This window comes from Cytobacillus spongiae, assembly GCF_021390075.1.
Genome location: NZ_CP089998.1, coordinates 318,838 through 339,060, shown reverse-complemented (window position 1 = coordinate 339,060; position 20,223 = coordinate 318,838). Strand labels below are relative to the sequence as shown.

Genomic DNA, 20,223 nt, shown 5'->3' with positions numbered 1-20,223 from the left:
GCATACTGTTCAGAAAACCAGGGATCTAAAGGTACAGTAATAATTTCACATCCACAGCATCCATCGTGCCAATATCCATTTTTTGATCCCATAAGATGATCTCATTGGTCTCCGGATTAGGGATGAATGGCTGCAGTTCTTTTAGGGAGGCTGTATAGACAGGGTTATATTGAACAGCACCAGAAGCTTTTTTGACCTTCATTAAACCCTTGAAATGAAGATATTGCAAATGCTGCCCCGTTTCTTCAAATAACTCCCTTAGAGCACATTCACGGGTAGTTTCGTTTCCTTCTCTTTTTCCGGCAGGAAGTTCCCATTGTTGACGAAAAACGTTATAGCACATAAGTACCTTTTCTCCTACCATGATAACCGAAAAAGAGCCGGCAATCGGGTTGTGATCCCATATTTCCTCTTCAGGTATAGGCATGAAATCAAGAAATTTTCTTCCGCTTCCGTTTTTGCCAGTGGGCTTTCCATAAGAACCTTCCCTTCTTGGATCATACCTCATTTCTAAGCATATCGATACGTCTCATCATTTCAGATTTATCATGATATTGAAACAAGCCGATTCCATTTCCCCATGGATCCCGAAAAGTTCCCCATTTCACAGGGACCTCTTCTCTTGCATGGATCTCAAAGTGTTCCGTCCCTAATAGGGATGTCAGCCTTTCTCTTTCTTTACAGATATCTTCTACCCCTAAACGGATGGGACCTGAATGGACCGAAGGACTGCCTTCTGCTACCTGCAGCCAACATCCGGGAACAAGCTCCCATTCTGCAAACCCTTCATGAGGGATAAAATCAGGTGGTCGATGTAAAAGAGTTTCATACCATTCTTGTCCCTTTTTTATGTCAGGAACCCTTAGCTGAACAGTCATTTCATAGATCATCTGTCGTCTCCTTTCATTATTAAAGAAGTGTTACATTGGTGAGAACTCGTGGAATGAGTTGGATGCAGCCATTCTATCTTCAGAATGCCCAGTTTCCATTTCGGAAGATGGGGACTCTCTTGCCATCACGGCACACACCGTCGATATTCATCTGAGCTGATCCTATCATGAAATCTTCATGAACCACACTTTCATTCAGTCCCATTTCCTCCCGCTCTTCATCAGACAGGATGTTGCCGTCTTTCATACAAGTTGGATAAGAGGAACCGATTGCTAAATGATTCGATGCGTTCTCATCAAATAGAGTGTTGAAGAATAATACGCCTGAATCAGAGATTGGTGATCGATGCGGAACAAGTGCCACCTCGCCAAGGTACGCTGCACCTTCATCAGTCAATATTAGTTTCTTCAGAATTTCTTCCCCTTCCCTTGCTGTCACCTTAATGATTTCCCCATCTACGAAGGTAAGGGTGAAATCGTCGATTACATTGCCGTTGTAGGCCAGTGGTTTGGTGCTTTTGACCGTACCATTCACTCCAGACTTGATTGGTACGGTGTAAACCTCTTCTGTAGGCATATTGGCGATGAAGTGCGTCCCTTGTGGGGTGATGCTTGCCCCTGTCAGCCACAGGTGATCTTCGTGGAGTTCTACAGTAAGGTCCGTCCCTTCTGACTCATAGTGGAGACTTTTGAGTTTTAAGCTATTGAGGTCGGATGCTTTGTTGGTTAAGGTTTCGATATGTGTTTTCCATGCCATGACGGGATCCTCTTGGTCGAGACGGACGGATGTGAATATCCGGTTCCATAGGCTCGGGATTCTTTCTTTCTCTGGTAATTCGGGAAATACCTTATCTGCCCATTTCTGGGAGGGGATGGCGACGATCGACCAGCTGATTTGATCCTTTTCGATTGCTTCATAGAAGCGATCCAGTGCATCTCCACTTGCTTTTTCAAAGTTAAGAATTCGATCCGAATCGATGCCTTTCAAAAGGTCCGGATCATTTGCTTCTATTTGCAGAAATGCTCCTTTATGGTCAACCACCCATTCATGAGCGGCAGCGAGCCAGCTTGGGTATTCATAAAAGGTTTCCTCCGGTGCCAATTCATAATGTGTTCGGAGGATTTCCTCGTCATACCACTGTACATGCACATTTTTTGCACCGGCAAGATAGGCTTCTTTCACAACGATACGCACAAATGTTTCTGTGCCCAATGGGGCTGAAATCCAAAGGGGCTGACCGGGTTGAACATTCACCCCCACCTTGATGGCGAGTTCTGCGTATCGCTTTAATCTTTCTTCAGGATTGCTATGTATGGTCATTTTGGTTACTCCTCTTCCAGTAATCTATTGATAGTTGTCTTCATCTTGATATGGGTTTCTTCAATTGATTCGTTGTGGGTTCCTATTTCCGCATTTCCGTAGAATAAGTCTCCGAACCGATCCGGTTCTTCATTACGGGGGATCACATGCATATGATAATGAGTCAGCTCGTTATAAATGCCGCCATTTTGGCATATGGTTATACCGTTTGGACCATATAATGCCTGAATGGTTCTTGCAACTAGCTTTGAAGCCTCCATGATGAAGAGACTCTCATCCTTATTTAACTCTGTCAGTTCTATTTTATGTTGCTTGGGCAGGATCAGGGTATGACCGGGATGATGGGGGACATGATCCAAAAAGCAGGCAACGTGATCATTTTCATATATCATAAATGTTCTTTCTTGTTTATTTGCCAGGCGGCAGCCGAGACAATTTTCCATTCCTATTCCTCCAATTTAAAGGGATTTGACTCTTGATGTCGAAAATGGTTTGAGTAGCTGAAATAAGGACTCCTCTCATCATATCATGTATAGGAAAGAAGGTCAGAAAAATATGGAAATCCAACTACTCAATGAAAATCATGCCGAAGCGTATTGGGAGCTTCGCCTGGAAATGCTGAAGCAAAGTCCTTCAAGCTTCGGGAGCAGCTATGAAGAAGCTCTCACGCGCCCGAATCCAATTGAAGTGACCGCAGGGAGACTGATCCAGAAGGACAGCCACACATTCGGCTGCTTTGTTGGGGAGAAACTGGTGGGTACAGCCACCCTCGTACGTGAAAGTGCCCTGAAAATGAGACATAAAGCGTCCATTTTTGCCATGTATGTTTCCCCAGTCTATAGAGGGAACGGATATGCCAGGAGGCTGATTGAAGCCTGCATTTCACATGCTAAAGCGGTGGAAGGAATCGAACAAGTCATGCTGACCGTTGTCTCTACCAATGAAACAGCTAAAGGACTTTACCTCTCCTGCGGATTTAAACCATACGGTACTGAGAAACGGGCATTGAAATATAAAAATGAATATTTCGATGAGGATTTAATGGTCTTATTTTTATAACGAGATGTAAAAGTAAAAGGTACGTTTCCTAAAGAGATTTCCCTTTTACTTTTTTCATTCCCTGAGACCTGTTAAAGAATAAAAATCATTTTCTACATGATCCTTCATTGAAATTCATTTCTCCCAGTCCCTGCCTCTTGAGATACGATTAAACTATCAGCAGATTTTTCTAATCAAAACTCAGCTAAACAAATCACACACTTGGTTACTGAACTCCCTTAAATACTTCAGGTAATGCTCTCCCCCGTAGTTGTAGCGCTTATTATACATTTTTGCCACCACAACTTTATATGCAGGTATCACAAGAATCGTAGGACCTGTATCACCTAAGATTTGATAAGATCCGGCTGGGACTATTTCCCCCAATTCACTTTTGTCCCTAGGGATATCTTGAATGTACCAGAACATTCCATTAGCAGGAAGGCTGGGATCCGTGTAGGGTGAATGTTGAATGGAAGTGGCCAACTTAATCACCTCTGGAGGAACGATTTGTCTTTCCCCCATCTTCCCATGCTGAAGATGGAGCTGCCCCCAGCGGGCGAATTCTCTTGCAGAAACAAAAAGATTTTTTTCACTCCCGTCCGAATTCTTTTCCAGACCGGAAAGAGGAGGTTCATCCTTACGATCAATAATGGGAACCAGGTGTTCGTTTGATTCTGTCCTCCAGCCTGTTTCACTGAAACCCATTGGAGTGAACACCCTTTCGTCCAAAAGTTGCGGGAACCCTTTCCCATACAGTCGATGAATTAAGCTTATCAAGATGTCCACTCCCACGTTACGATAAGCCCAGTTGGTACCAGCCTTAAATTCCCTGAAGATGACTCCGTCCATATTGGAAGCGAGGCCATGGGAATGGGTGACAAGATGTCGGATGGTGGTGCCTTCGTAAAGTGGTCGATCATACTCTGGGAAATATCGTAAGATCGGGTCATCCATCCCCGAGATACATTTGTCGTGCAATGCATAAGCGACAGCAAGCCCTAAATAGCTTTTGCGTGCCGAAGCTACATTGAATTGTGATCGTGCGGTGGTTGGCGGGGCATCTTTCTCGTGAGAGTGATTTCCGCTATAATGCTCCAGAACCACCTGGGAATCTTTTAGTATATACAGGCCTGCAGCCGAGCTTCCATTTTTTTGTTTGATGTCTTCAACCCAAGAAATCAGGCCATCAAACCGGTCTGTCCATGCCTGATTCAAGATTTCTTCCACTCGTCTCTGAGGATTCCGTAGACAATATGATCAACAAACTGACCGTTGACCCATTCCCTTTGTCTGATCTTTCCTTCCATGGTGAAACCAAGCCTTTCAGGAATCGCCCTGCTCCGATAGTTGAATTCTGCAGCAGTTATTTCGACCTTATTCATTTTTAAATAGGAAAATGCGTAATCCGTCAGTCCCTTTGACACCTTGGTCATGATGCCATTCCCTTGAAATCCTTCACCCAGCCAATATCCCATGACAGCGAGTTTGTTTGACCAGTTCATTTCATTGAAACCGGCGACACCGGCCAGTTCATCGTTATAGACGATCCCTGCCGTCAAGCTTGTATTGTTTGCAAAGCCTGTTCGTGTCCCCTTGATGAAGGCGATTGTATCTTCAACGGTTGTTGAATGATCCACCCATGGCAGCCACTCCCGCAAATGGTTCCTGGACTGGTCGATTAAATCATGAATTCGTTCTGCATCCTGTAATTCTAGTAATCTCAATTCCAGGTTTTCGTTCAACATATATGTAAACATCTCATTTCCCCTTTATCTATTCTATTCATGAACTCTCTTTACAGGTTTTATGACAGGCATAATCGCCTTTTATCATTACGAAATCTGATACTGCTTTTTTAAAGTGATGGGACCATGCCCGTCTATCTTCCGAACCCTATGTATCTATCTGTAAACCTGTTCTCTTATCATTTTGATACTTTCCTTCACTCTCAATTCTTTACTCCCTTCCATAAATGATGGCATTACTAATCTTCTAGAAACTGAAGGGAAATTCCTTTTAAGAGTTGGAATTTGTTGGTCCCTGTCGAACATGATCTGATATAATACAAGTGATCGGGGGCTAGTAAATGGATAAATTAAAGCAGAATAAGGTGATCTTTCTGATGTTCACCTTCACTTCAGTCATAAACTTCCTGGTGTTTTGGTTAGACCCGGAATCATACATGTACCTGATAATCAGTCTTATCTTTTTTTTGAATGCCTGTGTGTTCTTCATCAATAGCAGAGATCCAAACGGACCATACCGAAAATGGTGGATAGCGGTTCGCGTCAGAGAAAAATGGTTCTTTTCGGTTCTTTATGGAGGGTGTTTTGCAGGCTTCATTTTTACGATCATTTTATACGGAGTTTTGAAGGATCATCTCATTCTCATCATTGTTATCTGTGTCACAGGTGGATGGCTTTGGGGATTGATTATTTGGTTGTTAAATGAGAAACGATATGGAGATTCAGAGTGATTAGAAAAAAACGTCCCTTCAGGGTGCTTACCCCCAAAAGTTAGTTTTTCACTCTAACTTTCGGGGGTCGGTACTCAGAAGGACGTTTTTTTGAGTTTTAACTAAATGTTTGCGTGACTTTCCCTATTCCATTGGATACTACTACCTCTCCGAACGCTCCATTGATTAACGTAATTTGAGGAGGCTGATGGCCGCAGTCAATATCATACACGATAGGAATGCCAAGTTCCGTTGAAAGGTCCTCGTAAACATCTTCGACTGTATAATCACCGACTGGCGTGTTGGCATCACTTCTTCCAAAGAGGATTCCAGATGAATGTTCGAACCATCCGGCGAAATTCATTTGCACCAGTGTACGGCGCAGATCGGCTGTCGTTAGTTCACAGTTTTCAAAATACCAGAGGATCTTTTCACCTTTAATATGCTTTTCCCTGAACTCTTTAATATTTCCAAAAGGAGTGCCAATTAGGTGTCGGATTACATCAATACACCCGCCCAGTATTCGTCCTTTCACTTTTACATCTTGATCCCCCATCGTTTTCCACACGGTTGGCTCGGTTAAATGAAAAACGTATGGTGAAGGCACCTCGTGATTCCATTCCTTTTGGTAGTGTTCAGATGAGTACTGGGTCACTGATGATCCCTCTCCTGATGAGAGAACGGTTTCCCATTGAACTGTCGTCGAGTCGGTGTATTTCCCTCTTAAGTCGATGAGATTGGTACCATGGGCAGTTGCTATGCCCGTCTTTAAAGTGAGAGCCATCAGTAGTACACTTGTATCGGAATATCCAAGCACCCATTTCGTCTTGACTTTTTCATAGTCAATGAGGTTTAGGATTTCAATCAGCAGCTGTCCTCCCCATGGAGGGATGATCAGGGAAATTTCTTCATCCTGCAGCATCTGATTCAGTTCTGCTGCTCGCTTTTCGGCTGTGGACGATTTGGCTTTGTGCTGGGTCCAGGCCGTGTTTCCGCTTTGAACGGCATAGCCTTTATCTTCCATCTTTTTGATTGACTGGTTAAGGATATCATGAAGTTCATCGGGAACCCCGGATGATGGAGCAGTAACTCCTATGGTTGCGCCTTTCACAAGCTGTGGATATGTAATCATCGTCTTTCTCCTCCTAACGGTTTACGTGATTTTAACAGATTAAAAGATTCATTACAAGAATTATTTTCCAATTTGGTGATGGAGAGCGGAAGAGGGACGGACCTTCAATGAGGATGAATTGGTCAGTTTTTCATTTTTCCAGCGATTAAAGGTCCGTCCCTCTATTGAAGAGATCTATTTTTTTGCTAAACAATTATTTACAATGTTATGAACGATTTGAAAAGGTTATAGGGAAGTGGATGGTTTTAGTGCTTGTATGGTAGAATGATTTGTTGTGTGATATTGGTTTTCTGGAGGTCTTTAATTTGAATGAGAGTGCGATAAAACAGAGCTTGTCGGTTTTGATGATTTCCTTTATGGTCATGGTTCCTTTTCAGCAGACGGCAGAAGGAAAAACAAACCTGGATATCAATGCAGATGCTGCGATTTTAGTGGAAGCAGATACAGGGAAGATTGTATATAAAGAGCATGAGGACGAGTTACTCGGCATTGCCAGTATGACGAAAATGATGACAGAATACCTTGTCCTTGAAGCCATACATGAAGGAAGAATAAAGTGGGATCAAACCTATAAAGTCAGTGAAAAAGTGTATCAATTGGCGAACGCCCCCGGATTGAGTAATGTTCCGTTACAAGCAGGCAGGGAGTATTCGGTCAGAGAGTTGTATGATGCCATGGTCATTAAATCCGGAAATGGCGCAGCGATTGCATTATCCGAAGTGGTGGCGGGTTCAGAAGGTGAATTCGTTAAACAGATGAATGCAAAAGCGAAAGAATTGGGCTTTGAGCATTATCAATTTGTTAATTCCTCAGGCTTGAGTAATTACGATATGCTCGGGATGTTTCCGGAAGGTACTGACGTGAATGATGAAAATATGGTATCGGCTGAAGATATAGCCACTCTGGCCTTTTACCTCATCCGTGATTATCCGGAGGTATTGGAAACATCGGGACTCCCATCCAAAGTTTTCAGGCCTGGTACAGATGAAGAACTTTTAATGAAGAACACAAACGGTCTGTTAAAAGGAAAATCGTATGATTATGAAGGTGCGGATGGATTGAAGACAGGTACCACTCCCTTTGCAGGTTCCACTTTTACCGGGACGGCAGAACGTGATGGAGTCCGATATATTTCTGTCATTTTAGATGCCAAGGATGAGTATGGTCAGCCCAGCAGTGCCGAACGGTTTATACAAACAACAGAACTTCTTGATTATGGATTTGACGAATTTGAGACGGTTGAATATCAACTAGAAGAAATTCTAAAAGAAAAGGAACAAGTGGTAGACGTTCCAGACGGTGTGAAACAATCGGTAGGCATCAAAATCCAAAAGCCTATCTCTATCCGAGTGGCAAAAGAAGAGAAAGATAAGGTAAAGGCTTCTGTCAAATTAGATGAAGCTAAGCTTAACGAGGATGGTACTCTTCAAGCTCCAATTGAAAAAGGTGAAAAAATTGGAGAAATGATCGTTGAAATGCCTGAAAAGAGTGAGTATATTTTTAATAACCTAAAACCTACTTATAAAGTGGATATCATCGCCGTTGAATCAGTGGAGAAGGCGAGCTGGCTGGTACGAAGTGCACGTAGCATTCAAGGTTTTTTGGGAAATTTGTTTAATTAACTTTTACCAGGAGCGATTTAGTGTTGCTTTTCTATCCTGTTCGTGTCAAGCTTACTAAGTTAAAGGATTTAGAAAGAAGGTGGCATAATGATCGAAGTGAAAATATCATCTCTGAGTGACGGTGATCTTAATCGCGGTGTTTTTGCAAAAAGAGATATAGCCAAAGGAGAGCTGGTTCATGAAGCGCCAGTCATCCCCTATCCCAATGAGGAACATGAACATATTGAAAAAACTTTCCTTGCGGATTATGTATTTGAATACGGGATCAATCATACAGCACTACTATTAGGGTATGGAATGTTGTTTAACCATTCGTACTCACCTAATACCATTTACGAAATTAATTTTGATAACCATACCTTCGACTTTTATGCCTATAAAGACATTCAAGCAGGAGAAGAATTGCTGATTAATTACAATGGCGAAGTGGATAACGATGACCCGCTTTGGTTTAATAAAGATAAGAACGAAGATGAATAATGTAAAGGGACTTCCTTTTGGAGGTCCCTTTTAACTTTCTGACTACAGGATAAATTTCCACTATTACATGACTAATCATGATAAATTAGAAGCGTATATTAGCGTCTAAAGATAACGAGGATGGTATCGGATTTGCTCCAGGCTGTCAATACATCACCTATCTTCAAAATTTGCCACGGATTAAACATGGTTTGTCCGTGCTTATTAAAGACATAGCTATTCGTCAGTACATAGGAAGCATGTATGGGCTGATTGTTTTGATTAAACCAAACAAGTACATCATCTGGTTTATATACAGAGGTATCCATTGGGGCATATTCCGCTTGTTGAAGAATCGAGGTAAACTCTTCCCCTATGATCCATTGGTCTAAATAAGATGGATCCTTTGTAATAGCCGTAGAGACGGCCCCTAGACAGTTGGGTCCATTCTTGGATGAAAATGTGTCGAAGCGTGATTCTAGGTGGGGAGCCTGTATGTATACCTCTTGTTTCCTCTCTGCACACAACCCTTTCCATATGGACTGTTCATTTACCCATAAGGATCCATAGTTTAACAGAAAGGTATAGTGTGATTCTTCTGAAAGAGAATTCCATAAGATCCGGTGGAATAGAACGATCTCCTCTCCTGTATGTAGTGTGGTGACAGGAAGGTGTAGTTTAGGATTTTCAAGTAACTCACTGAGATCTTCTTTGGTAAAAAGGAGTCCTCTTCCAAGCTCCCATTGCCGTCTCACCATTTCATCTTGAGTTTCTTTTTCTAAAGAGACAAAACACTCAGGAGTCATTTTCGCATAAAATCGAGCTTTTTTACTGATCCCCCATGTAGCATAAGAGGTTCTAAGGTCAATAGGGACCTTGAAATAATCAAGTGAATCAAGGGACTCCATCGGAAGCAAACCATCATCAGCAGCAAAATAAAACCACTCCACCTCAGGAATCAGCCTGCTCCCCCAACTTCTCAAAGTGTCTTCATCCAGCATATACCCTTTTATATTCATCATATAATTAACTCCAATGTTTTTTAGTCAAAGATCAGAGGGACGGACCTCTGCCCCTTTATCCCTGTTTAAAAAAGACCGTTACATAGCCTTTTTTGACAATAGGTTTAGATTTCAGAGGTCCGTCCCTCTTCCAGCTTCTCCATGATTCTTCTTTTACGGTAGAGCATGCGACCGGTTTCTCCTATGTCGGTGATCATGGATTTGTTGATGAAGGAGCCGAAGAGAATGCCTGCTATGGGGATCATCTGAAATAGTTTTTTCCAGCCGAAGTTGTCACGGAAGCTGACCATCACTTCTCTCCAGCCTTGAAGCTGGGAAAGGGTTTGTTCTCTCTTTTCCATGTCCTTTTTGTTGAAGTCTGATAGCTCTTGAAGGATAGCCTGCTTCCCGACGATGTCTGATGAAACGAACTGAAGACATTTTATGATGAAAATACGCTCCTGCTGATCATTTGGGTCGTATCCATAACTCAACGCGATTTCTTGTAAAGTCTTGAGTGATATACCAAGGATGAAAGGTATATCGATACTCAGAGTCAGAAAACCGCCGATGCCGGTAGTCGCTCCCTGGGTCATGGCAACCTTCTTCCTTATACTAACGATCCCTTCACTGACTTCATCCATATCAGAAAGAGGCAGTTTGCAGATATTTTCTACGGAGAAATCGGGGTTGCCTGTTACTTTACTAAATCGCTTTACGACTTCTTTCTCACTTGTAAGATAACCTCCGCCCTTTTGTATGTAGCTCCCTATTTCATCCAACGCCTGCCCAATCTTGTTGTGCACCATTTGAGGGGTGATTCGGTCCAGGATCATAAAGGGAATGCGTCCGATCTTCTCCCAAAACCATAACCCTTTTTGATCATCTGCCCATTTATCTACAACTTCCAGTTCCCTTAAGAGAGCTTCCTTTGTATCTGATTCGTGCATATAACAGCAGCCTCCTTCTTTCAATATTAAGCCAAAAAAATAACAGGCATTGAAGAGCCTGTTATTTTACACTTATTGAACAATATCTTCCGTTTTTTTCTCGAGTATTTCAACTTTAATGGTACGTACCCGACGATTATCAACTTCTTCAACGCTTACTTTTAGGTTTTCATAATCGAAGCTATCCCCTTCGGATGGAAGGTCTTCAAAACTCTCAACGACCCATCCACCCACCGTGTGATAGGAACTTTCCGGCTCGGGCACATCAAGAAGCTCTGTAAATTCGTCCAGTTGATATTGAGAATCGAAGGTATATTCTTTTTCATTGATCTTTCTCATGGAATGTGTCTTTTCATCCTGCTCATCCCAAATTTCCCCTACAATCTCTTCCAGAATATCTTCAAGTGTGATGATTCCAGTAGTACCACCGAACTCATCCACTACAATGGCCATATGAACATTGTTCTTTTGGAGTTTTGTAAGGAGAGAAGAGATCTTGGCAGATTCAAATATAAACATAGGTTCACGAATCAGTTCCCTAACATTCACTTCTCCGAATTTAATCAGATGGGTGAAGAATTCTTTCTCTGAAAGAATCCCGATCACATTATCAATATGATCCTCATAAACCGGTATACGGGAGAATCGTTCTTCAAAGAACATTTCCTTTATCTCCTCAATTGGTTGGTTCACCTCAACAGCTTTCACATCGATACGCGGAGTCAGAACCTCAGTTACAAGGATATCATCAAAGTCCATGGAGCGATGAATCAATTCTCTTTCTTCTTTATCGATGACTCCTTCTTCTTCACTAATATCAAGCATCACCTTTAATTCTTCCTCTGTGACTGACGGCATCTCATGATTTTTCGAGAAGAACTTGGATACCAACTCTTTTAATTTAATAAAAAAGAAGTTGATCGGTGTAAGGATTTTGATTAAGAAATATAGCACGCCTGATATGGTAAGGGAATAGGTTTCAGCATTTTCTTTTGCCAATGATTTCGGCAGGATTTCCCCGAATATCAGAATTAATAATGTCATGACGAAAGTACTGATGACAAGACCCGTGTTTCCCCCGAAAATATCTGTTGCAAGCTTTGCTGAAATACTGGCTGCAGCAATGTTCACGATGTTATTTCCTACCAAGATCGTGGACAGTGCTTTATCAAAGTTCTCAGCGATATAATGTGCTTTCGTGCTCCCTCTTCTTCCTTCACTTACGAAGTTCATAAGTCTGATTTTGTTAACGCTTGAGTAAGCCGTTTCCGCCGATGAGAAAAAGGCAGATAAAAGAATTAATGCTCCTAATAATACTAATGAATTCAGTGGTATATCGTCCAAAAAAAAGTCACTCTCCTGTAGTTGTTTATCTATTATGCTGGATTAACCAGAAAAAACCGTTAATGTTTGGAATAGTGCGGATGCCTGTGGCGATACCTGCTTTAACACGCGTTTGCGCTCGTCATCCTCTAGATTTTCCATAGCCAGAAGGACCTCATGCAGCTCGTTTTGCAGATGATCCATTTCACTTCGAATATGTTCGACCTGTTTCTTTAGAATCGCTGGATCTACTTCCACAGACTTCATTACCATCAATCGATCTTTAATTTCATTCAATGTCATGTTCATCTGCTGACACTGTTCAATCAGCTTTAGGTCAGCTAATGCATCTTCATGGTAGTAACGGTAGTTATTGCGGGATCGATCACATTCCAATAATCCTATTTTGGTATAATAATCAATCGTCCTTTTGGACACTTGACTGTGCTTCGATAGTTCTCCTATTCGATACAACTTCCCAAGGACATCACCTCTAAAGTAGTATACTTTATTTAAGGTAAACCGTACAGTTAAACGTGATGGTTTTATGTAAAAACATTCAAAGAGTCAATGATGATTGAATGTCTTCATTCCTTCCCTCAATCGTGATAGATGGCTTCATCAAGCAATACCCATTTTCTTCAGGGAATTCATATCGTCATTATCCCAGGTGACAAAGCTTTACAAGCAGTCCTAAAACTGAATATTCAGGCCTGATTGGATTGCCCCTTCATAAGAGAGGGAGAGAAATGAAAAAAAATGGCAAGCATGATCAGAAAAAGTCCGTTTGAGACAAATAGCCAAAAGAGAATGTCTCCCCCCGTTGTAGGAGAAGATGCGATAGTAGCGCTTATTAAAAGGTACATGATTCCAAACATGCAGAGATATAATGAAAAAACAGGATGTTTAAATAGTCTGTACCCAAAGAGAACCAAAAGATAACTGGCACTCAACAGCATGATGCTGGGAAACAGTGGTGAAAACTTTGCAGCGTATACGAAGAAATCAACTTCCACTATCTTCTCTCCCATTGAAACAGTACCATGGACCATCTGACTGAATGGAGTTGAATACTTCCATTCCCATGGATTATCCAATAGCGCACTCCCTTCATACCATGAAAACAACGAGCTAAACCCAAATACCAATAACCCCACACCCACCTGAGACCAATACTTCACAGACATAGCTTTCTCCTTCCATAAGAGGGACGCACCTCAAATAGACACCTCAAATAAAAGGAAATGTGTGTATCGTTGTATTCCAAACCCTTCCCATATATTTGAGGTCCTTCCCTCCACTACATTAACTTATTTTACCATATCCTTCGTTTTTTGATGAAGATTTTTTACCTGGGGAAACGGCATGGATCGCTGCTCTCCTGGAACCCAGAAAAAAATGCCAGGAAGTTTTTCCTGACATTTCTTTATGAATGGCCTCCACCAAACCAGCTGCCAGCCTTTACCCGTTCTTCCTCCTGCAACTGTTGTTCATTTTGATTTCCTGCTTTAAAAGAATGATTGGAAAATCTGTTTCTGATCAGACCGCTCAGTATGCCGAAACCGACTGAGATACCTAAGATCCACCAAAGCATAATCATCCCTCCTTAAAAGACCGGAAAACTTCTTTAAATAGATCTACGTTTAAAGGAAGGATAAGTTTCATTCTCTTTGAAATGAATTGGGATTAAATGAGGCAGGAATACTCTCAAACTTATTCTAAATAGTGGAATTCAGGATGGGGGTGGGATAAGAAATCATGGTGAGAAATGGTCCATCCATATGCTCCTGCTAATGAAAAGACAATCAGGTCCCCAGCTCTCAATTTTTCCACGTAGTCCTTTCTGAACACAGTATCTGATCATTCTTTATACAAAAAAGATCGGGATGTTTATCAAATGGCAGAAGATAAATTGCCTGTGTCTCCCCCTATTTCGATCTGACATAATAAATATGTATGTCTTACAAGAAAGGTTATCATGCTTGTATGGGTTGGTTTTATGTATACCTTTTTAGCCCAGTCATTGTATCCCAAGTATAAATTACCACCCCTTCCCGAATGACGGCCAGGACAAGTTTATGTAGTATTCGTTTTGGACCCATCACCTGCGTTTACAGGCAGCATGGAAGATGACCCATCTGTATTCAATATCTCCCGTGGACAACTGGTACGATGATCCATTGCCAAGACCTGAAATGAAGAATACAAACGTAACAGTGGCGGCAGAGTTATGTACTCCTCTTTTCTGTGATGAGAATCATTTTCAATTACAAAATTTAAATGATTGTCAATGATAAATACGAATATAAGGAAATAGTCCTTTTAACCATGGATATATGAAGGGTGGTTAGCTTTAGAATCACCATTCAAATTATGCTTACTATAGGAATATTAGAACAAGGAAGTTCGTAACAAAAAAAGAAACGCAACCCTTCTGTTTGAAGGATTACGTTTATATTTATTCCTCTTCTGTTTCCTGATTTTCTGTTTCCTCAAGCTCTTCAGCATTACGGACTTCTTCTTCGGTGGAAGAGTCAAAGTATCCGTCTTTTTCGTACTGTTTCTTCAGTTCGAAGTATTTGTCCATTGCCCGTTTGGCGATCGTTTTATTTACATAAGGATCTTTATTTTGATGAGAATATGGCAACACGACAGAAAACGCCACTTCCGGGTTGTTGTATGGGGCATAGCCGACTAATGTGGTGTTGAACGTACTGTACTGTCTCTTTTCTTCGGGACTGTAATAAAAAGCCTCTGCCGTTCCTGATTTGGCTGCCGCGTCATAAGCCGCGTTTCTAAAGACTGTTGCTGTACCGTTCCCCCCATGTGTGACTTGATAAAAGCCACGTTGAACTTGTTGAATTTCTCGTTCAGTCGCATCGATACGGTTCAAGACTTTTGGATCGTTCTCATATAAAAGCGGCCCCACTTTACCCCTTTCCCTGCTTGGTTCGCGAATTTCTTTCATGATATGAGGCTGCATACGATATCCGCCGTTGGCAATGGTGGAAGCGTATTGAACAAGTTGCATAGGTGTATATAAATCATACTGACCAATGGCGAAGTCCATAAGTTTACCTGGTTTTTTTTCGTTTCCTTTTAGTCCCTCAACCTCACCCGGGAGATCTATTCCGGTTTTGACCCCTAAGCCAAACTGGCTGTAGTAATTTCTCATTGTATCAAATGCTTGGGGATTAATATTTAATGGTTGATTTGGACGATAAGTGGCATCTGCAATTTTAAAAGCTGTCTTAAACATGTACACGTTCGATGAAATTTCGAGAGCACCGATATCACTCAAGTATCTTGAACCACTGAACCAAGATTTCTTGACTTTAGTATCCTTTATCTTAATCGGTTCATCATAAAGCACATCCCCGACGTTCAATGCCCCTGTCATATACCCCGTCAACACAGTCGCACCCTTAACCGCTGATCCCACTCCATATTCCGAGGTAAACGTTCCTAAAGCATAATCCTGCATCTCGGTCTTACCCTCGGCATTCTTGCCATATTTCTTTCCGACCATGGAAAGGATTTCACCAGTATATGGATCCATCATCACAACAAATGCACGGTCGAGGAATGGGGATTCCCAGTATTGAGATGCTTGTTTACTTAATTCTTCCTCTACGATTTTCTCGATTTCTTTCTGCAGTTGAAGGTCGATGGTCAATACGACATCTTTTCCGCTGTGACCTTCGCTTATCAGCTTGGTATCTAGGACACTTCCTTTTTTCGTTATGTACTCAATTTTTTCTTTTTGTCCTTTTAGCACATCTTCGTACTCCGATTCAAAATAGCTTGTTCCTACCCTGTCATTGAGAGCGTATCCGAGAGCCTTGTATTCATTGACTAGTTCACTAGGAAGACCCTGCTGCGAGGTCGAGACTCTACCCAATATCGTTCTTAGGGTATGATCATGCACATATCTTCTTTCCCAGTCAGTGGTAACGTTTACACCTGGAAGTTCCGATAAACGCTCACTTACCCGTGCCATCTCTTCCATGGACACATCTTTATTCTTGATGATTTGTGGCGTAAGGGCATATCCCGTATTGAATTCACGGAAGATAGCCAGTACTTCTTCTTCTTCCTTTGAGAATGATTCGATGTCTTTTTCGCTGATTCGTGCAAGCTGAAGCTCATATACCATTTTGTTGACGTCATCCTTTGACAAATCTTCATTGTCCTCCAGCTTTTTTAATTCTTCTTTGGAAACCAGCTTTTCGGCTTTTTCAGGATGACTTAACAGCCAGAAATCTTTCCGGTCCCGATCTGTGATTTTATCTGTCTCCATCTCGATATACACAGCTAAATCCCTTGCGACCTTCAGCATTTCCTCAGGCTTCGTCGTCTGTGTTCTCGTGTAAGTGATGGCATTTAAAGGAACGTTGTCCACAATCACATTTCGATACCGGTCATAGACCTTGCCCCTCGGAGGCGTTCCATTATGCGATTTAACGTTTTCGGTTCTTGCCACTTCTGCTTCATAATGGTTTCCCTGCACGATCTGTACAACCCCAAGACGAAGAATCAGAAGTGAAAATAGAAAAAAGACCGAAATAAACAATAGATTCATTCTCAATGGTACATGGGTTTTTTTCTTTTTCTTCTTTTCCTTCACATGAATGACCCCTTCTCAGGCTAGTATTTTACCAAAATATGATAAGTTTCTAGTCCTATTTTATAGAAAATCACCCTATATTTCTACCTCTTTATGGAATAAATTACATTAAATGAACATCGCTGGGAAATGCTGTGTCTTATGAATCTAAAAGAAGCTCCGTTCACTGAAAGTTATCGAAACATGTCGAAGAAGCAATATAGACAAATGGGCTGCTTTTCTTTTAGAATATACTCGTAGAAAAGGTGAAGAAAAATGAAACCAAAACTCTCCTTGATGCGTAGAATTGGTAACTAGAGAATGAGAGGTTGAATGACAGGTATGTTCAGTAAACTGATGTGCAGGTTCGGTATAGGTGCAACAAAGATTGATTTGGTATTAAATAAGACAGAGTTTCGCCCGGGAGATGTCATTAAAGGGGAATATGAATTGACTGGCGGGCGTGTTGAACAGAAGTTGAAACGAATTGAAACAGACCTTTTGCAGTACGATCAAAATACGGATGAATCATCGGTTCTTCATCACAATACCATATTAAGCTCGTCAACAATGAAGGCAAACGAACAACGCACCATTCACTTTTCATGCAGACTCTCCGATTCATTTCCCCCCAGCAGTGAAACGGTCTCTTATAAGTTCGTCACCCGTCTGGTGTTTGATGACGGAGTAAACAGTATCGATCATGATGAATTTCAGATTTTAGTATAATAAAAAGCCCAATTTGGGCTTTTTTTAGTTGGAAGACTCATTCTCACCGATTGAAAACCCGTCAAATAGTCGCCCTCCGAATGGCTTTAAAACGGAATCAACTAATCTGATAATGGGCTGCTTTTCCCCATTACGGAAAAACTGATCGAAAGCAAGTACATATTCTTCAGCGAATGATTCATCATATTCCTTTAATGCCTTTACGACCCATTTAGAAGACCCAATCCAATGATCATGAGTCCGGAGTACAAATTCATGAAGGGATTCTCCGATGGATCCCGCAATAAAAATGCTTTCTCCCCTATCTGTTGAACCAATAAAATCATCGAGGGCATCTGTGATGAAGTATCTCTTCATATCGATCATCTCACTGGACCATTTGGGTGGTCCGCCCTGCAAACGTTTTTCTGCTTCTCCTTTGAGAGTGTCAATGATCGGATGATAGATGATCGGGATTCCTTCGTGTACCATTCTTGGCAGGGAAGGCCTCGCTCTCTGGCAGTCTTTTTCGAAATAGTCTAGTATGGTTTCATGATTGTGAACGAAGACTTCAATTGGCCATCCATGTGAGATGAATGATTTCCTGTATTCTGAAGAAAGGTTTTCGTCAATAATGACTATATCCAGATCAGATGTACTGGTCTCCTCTCCTCTTACGACGCTTCCACTAAGAAGTGCCCCTGTGCAGGTTGGAAAGGTTTCTAAAACAAATTTTTTGGATGCTTCCATTGCAGGCAGCTTCTTCATCTTTCTCCTTCTTTCGTTAGTAATTCTAAACTCTTCACCAATCGTTTCTTGCCTTTTTTTTAGACATTCGTAAAAATATCATTCAACACCTGTATAGGAGGAAACTGGAGTCTCCGAGTTTTCTCCTACTTTTTTTACTCCATGAATGTTTAACAATGATAGTATTCGATCCAAATGCACCTGATCTCTAACCACTACAAACTGCGGTTGAAACCATTTGTTATCTACCTTTACCGCTAATTTATAGCCATGATTGATCTTATCATCAAGCCCGTATAGCTCATGCCATTTGATGATTTTTTCCAGTTCATATCCCTTTACCCTGTCCCATGCAAAATAATAGCCATTCAGTATGAGACCTCCAGCTACAATATAAAAATTTCCTCGGTGTTTAATGGAACTGATCAGAAAGAAAAAGAGATAAACAATACTAAAAATAGATTGATGAAGCATATCGGTCCAAAATACTACCATCATCAAAACAGCAAACAGGCATATGACACCTACCGTTCCCCACTTCACAAGTTTATAAGATCTTGTCCCCTTTGTTAATGGCTGCATCTCCATGAACTCACTGGGAATCAGAATTTGGTTCATCTCTTCTTCGCTGGTGGGAAATAGGGCATTGGCTGCTTTTTCGGCCGAATATTTAAGGTTTAATCGATATCGAATGAGATACAAGAGTCCCAGGATGAAGGTGACACTGAAAAAGATGTTGATCCACAAAATGTGTTCCCCCTTCGAAGTGAGTGAAGTGCGAAGATCTTTCAAAAATCTTCCTATTAAAATTACGATCAGCTTGAGGGTTAGGTTTCATTTTTTTCCATTAATCTTTAAACCGGGCATTCAAGTAATGAATAAGTCCCCACTTATAAACTTGAAAAAATCCTAGAAATAATTACTAGATGTTGATTTCAACAGGTTGATCGTATGGTGGTAACAACTACCTGTTTTAAAATTGACAGAATTATATTTCAATAGAACTATGAAAACTTTAAAACTTCTTTCAACCCTATTGTTGTCTGTCACTTTTGTCATTGGTTTTGGTCAAACTTCTAAAGTTTCTGCAGCTGGTACCTATACTGTGAGCTATGGAGACACGATGTGGAAGATTGCCGTAAAGCATCAGGTGGGTGTATCAGAGTTGATTTCTGCTAATTCCTCTATCAGCAATCCGAATATGATTTATCCTGGTCAAACTCTTACGATTCCGGGAGCCAATAACACCGCTCAAAGTTATACATATGAAGTGGTGAAGCTTGTGAATCAGGAACGCTCAAAAGTAGGTTTACCTCCTTTGAAGGAAAATTGGGAATTGTCCCGTGTGGCTCGATACAAATCGGAAGACATGATCGCAAAGAACTATTTCAGTCATACTTCCCCAACTTATGGATCTCCTTTCCAAATGATTAAGGATTTCGGAATCTCCTACCAAGCAGCAGGTGAAAACATTGCCGCAGGGCAAAGAACGCCTGCCGAAGTTGTTGAAGCATGGATGAACAGCGAAGGACACAGAAAAAATATCCTGTCACCTACGTATAAAGAAATCGGAGTGGGATATGTGAAGGGTGGATCGTACGGTCATTATTGGACGCAAATGTTCATAAAGAAATAAATAAAGTCTGAGATCCTCTATCAAGATGGAGGATCTCAGACTTTATTTTTATTAAACGCTCTTTTCTAAAAGATGGTTGCATTAAAGTACTTGGTTCTGCCGGAAGATGTGGGGAGCTTCTCTTCATCAGCAAGCCCGAACTTCCCTAGGTGTCTACGAAGTTTACTTCAACATCTTTAAGAGTTTGTAGTTAAAGGCATTTTTTTCTTTTTGGCATTATTCCCTTATGACCTCGAACCCCTAAGCCCTGAAGCTGGACACGTGAGACCCCACATGGCTTAAGCTCTAGAAGGCTCACCGGCGTGCCCCTGGGAAAGCGAGCATCCTGAAGC

22 protein-coding genes are annotated in these 20,223 nt (G+C 41.4%); 6 read left to right on the top strand and 16 right to left on the bottom strand.

What is annotated here, in order from left to right; translation table 11 throughout:
- Positions 1 to 25: 25 nt before the first annotated feature.
- The 4 genes from LS684_RS22205 to LS684_RS22190 form a co-directional block, all read right to left on the bottom strand.
- Positions 26 to 427 carry an NUDIX domain-containing protein gene (locus LS684_RS22205; protein ID WP_267930466.1) on the bottom strand — a complete coding sequence of 134 codons (402 nt, stop codon included), beginning with the start codon at positions 425 to 427 and terminating at the stop codon, positions 26 to 28.
- A 70-nt stretch (positions 428 to 497) separates the two neighbouring features.
- Positions 498 to 890 (bottom strand): VOC family protein, encoded by a 393-nt coding sequence (locus tag LS684_RS22200; RefSeq protein WP_169214876.1) that lies wholly within the window; start codon positions 888 to 890, stop codon positions 498 to 500.
- A gap of 79 nt (positions 891 to 969) precedes the next feature.
- Positions 970 to 2,211: an aminopeptidase gene (locus LS684_RS22195; protein WP_233811927.1), complete on the bottom strand. Its 1,242-nt coding sequence runs from the start codon at positions 2,209 to 2,211 to the stop codon at positions 970 to 972.
- Positions 2,212 to 2,216: 5 nt separating this feature from the next.
- A complete protein-coding gene (locus tag LS684_RS22190) occupies positions 2,217 to 2,654 on the bottom strand; it encodes an HIT family protein (RefSeq protein WP_169214874.1) in 438 nt (145 codons plus the stop codon).
- A gap of 112 nt (positions 2,655 to 2,766) precedes the next feature.
- On the opposite strand from LS684_RS22190, the gene LS684_RS22185 reads away from it, so the two are divergent.
- Complete coding sequence (locus LS684_RS22185) at positions 2,767 to 3,270, top strand: GNAT family N-acetyltransferase (RefSeq protein WP_233811926.1); 504 nt, start codon at positions 2,767 to 2,769, stop codon at positions 3,268 to 3,270.
- Positions 3,271 to 3,450: 180 nt separating this feature from the next.
- Here the strand turns inward: LS684_RS22185 and LS684_RS22180 are convergent, their stop codons facing one another.
- On the bottom strand, positions 3,451 to 4,470 hold the full coding sequence (locus LS684_RS22180; protein ID WP_432418851.1) for a serine hydrolase domain-containing protein: 1,020 nt from the start codon (positions 4,468 to 4,470) through the stop codon (positions 3,451 to 3,453).
- Positions 4,464 to 5,009, bottom strand: coding sequence for a GNAT family N-acetyltransferase (locus tag LS684_RS22175; protein ID WP_233811924.1), 546 nt, complete (start codon positions 5,007 to 5,009; stop codon positions 4,464 to 4,466). Before LS684_RS22175 ends, LS684_RS22180 begins: the two co-directional genes overlap by 7 nt.
- A gap of 329 nt (positions 5,010 to 5,338) precedes the next feature.
- Here LS684_RS22175 and LS684_RS22170 point away from each other — a divergent pair, with 329 nt between their 5' ends.
- On the top strand, positions 5,339 to 5,728 hold the full coding sequence (locus tag LS684_RS22170) for a hypothetical protein (RefSeq protein ID WP_225003203.1): 390 nt from the start codon (positions 5,339 to 5,341) through the stop codon (positions 5,726 to 5,728).
- Positions 5,729 to 5,825: 97 nt separating this feature from the next.
- Here the strand turns inward: LS684_RS22170 and LS684_RS22165 are convergent, their stop codons facing one another.
- The gene (locus LS684_RS22165) at positions 5,826 to 6,839 is read right to left on the bottom strand and encodes a S66 family peptidase (protein WP_233811923.1); all 1,014 of its coding nucleotides are present in this window, start codon (positions 6,837 to 6,839) and stop codon (positions 5,826 to 5,828) included.
- Positions 6,840 to 7,144: 305 nt separating this feature from the next.
- Between LS684_RS22165 and LS684_RS22160 the strand changes: the two genes are divergently transcribed.
- Both LS684_RS22160 and LS684_RS22155 read left to right on the top strand, forming a co-directional pair.
- Positions 7,145 to 8,461, top strand: a complete 1,317-nt coding sequence (locus tag LS684_RS22160) for a D-alanyl-D-alanine carboxypeptidase family protein (protein ID WP_233811922.1) — start codon at positions 7,145 to 7,147, stop codon at positions 8,459 to 8,461.
- 87 nt (positions 8,462 to 8,548) lie between these two features.
- A complete protein-coding gene (locus LS684_RS22155) occupies positions 8,549 to 8,941 on the top strand; it encodes an SET domain-containing protein (protein WP_169214869.1) in 393 nt (130 codons plus the stop codon).
- 98 nt (positions 8,942 to 9,039) lie between these two features.
- On the opposite strand, the gene LS684_RS22150 is transcribed toward LS684_RS22155, so the two are convergent.
- The 7 genes from LS684_RS22150 to LS684_RS22115 all read right to left on the bottom strand — a co-directional run bounded on the left by LS684_RS22150 (position 9,040) and on the right by LS684_RS22115 (position 16,776).
- Positions 9,040 to 9,942: a hypothetical protein gene (locus LS684_RS22150; RefSeq protein ID WP_169214868.1), complete on the bottom strand. Its 903-nt coding sequence runs from the start codon at positions 9,940 to 9,942 to the stop codon at positions 9,040 to 9,042.
- Positions 9,943 to 10,046: 104 nt separating this feature from the next.
- The gene (locus LS684_RS22145; RefSeq protein ID WP_169214867.1) at positions 10,047 to 10,871 is read right to left on the bottom strand and encodes an EcsC family protein; all 825 of its coding nucleotides are present in this window, start codon (positions 10,869 to 10,871) and stop codon (positions 10,047 to 10,049) included.
- Between the two features lie 72 nt (positions 10,872 to 10,943).
- Positions 10,944 to 12,215, bottom strand: coding sequence for a hemolysin family protein (locus tag LS684_RS22140; protein ID WP_169214866.1), 1,272 nt, complete (start codon positions 12,213 to 12,215; stop codon positions 10,944 to 10,946).
- 42 nt (positions 12,216 to 12,257) lie between these two features.
- Complete coding sequence (locus LS684_RS22135) at positions 12,258 to 12,668, bottom strand: MerR family transcriptional regulator (RefSeq protein WP_169214865.1); 411 nt, start codon at positions 12,666 to 12,668, stop codon at positions 12,258 to 12,260.
- 233 nt (positions 12,669 to 12,901) lie between these two features.
- Positions 12,902 to 13,381, bottom strand: coding sequence for a YjdJ family protein (locus tag LS684_RS22130; RefSeq protein WP_233811921.1), 480 nt, complete (start codon positions 13,379 to 13,381; stop codon positions 12,902 to 12,904).
- A gap of 239 nt (positions 13,382 to 13,620) precedes the next feature.
- Positions 13,621 to 13,788 carry a hypothetical protein gene (locus LS684_RS22125; protein ID WP_169214863.1) on the bottom strand — a complete coding sequence of 56 codons (168 nt, stop codon included), beginning with the start codon at positions 13,786 to 13,788 and terminating at the stop codon, positions 13,621 to 13,623.
- Positions 13,789 to 14,652: 864 nt separating this feature from the next.
- On the bottom strand, positions 14,653 to 16,776 hold the full coding sequence (locus tag LS684_RS22115) for a peptidoglycan D,D-transpeptidase FtsI family protein (RefSeq protein ID WP_233812142.1): 2,124 nt from the start codon (positions 16,774 to 16,776) through the stop codon (positions 14,653 to 14,655).
- A gap of 357 nt (positions 16,777 to 17,133) precedes the next feature.
- Between LS684_RS22115 and LS684_RS22110 the strand changes: the two genes are divergently transcribed.
- Positions 17,134 to 17,529, top strand: a complete 396-nt coding sequence (locus LS684_RS22110; protein ID WP_225003191.1) for a sporulation protein — start codon at positions 17,134 to 17,136, stop codon at positions 17,527 to 17,529.
- A gap of 24 nt (positions 17,530 to 17,553) precedes the next feature.
- On the opposite strand, the gene LS684_RS22105 is transcribed toward LS684_RS22110, so the two are convergent.
- Positions 17,554 to 18,276 carry a nucleotidyltransferase domain-containing protein gene (locus tag LS684_RS22105; protein ID WP_225003190.1) on the bottom strand — a complete coding sequence of 241 codons (723 nt, stop codon included), beginning with the start codon at positions 18,274 to 18,276 and terminating at the stop codon, positions 17,554 to 17,556.
- 78 nt (positions 18,277 to 18,354) lie between these two features.
- Positions 18,355 to 19,002 (bottom strand): hypothetical protein, encoded by a 648-nt coding sequence (locus LS684_RS22100; protein ID WP_233811920.1) that lies wholly within the window; start codon positions 19,000 to 19,002, stop codon positions 18,355 to 18,357.
- A 259-nt stretch (positions 19,003 to 19,261) separates the two neighbouring features.
- On the opposite strand from LS684_RS22100, the gene safA reads away from it, so the two are divergent.
- Positions 19,262 to 19,891 (top strand): SafA/ExsA family spore coat assembly protein, encoded by a 630-nt coding sequence (safA, locus tag LS684_RS22095; protein ID WP_233811919.1) that lies wholly within the window; start codon positions 19,262 to 19,264, stop codon positions 19,889 to 19,891.
- The last annotated feature ends 332 nt before the right edge of the window (positions 19,892 to 20,223 follow it).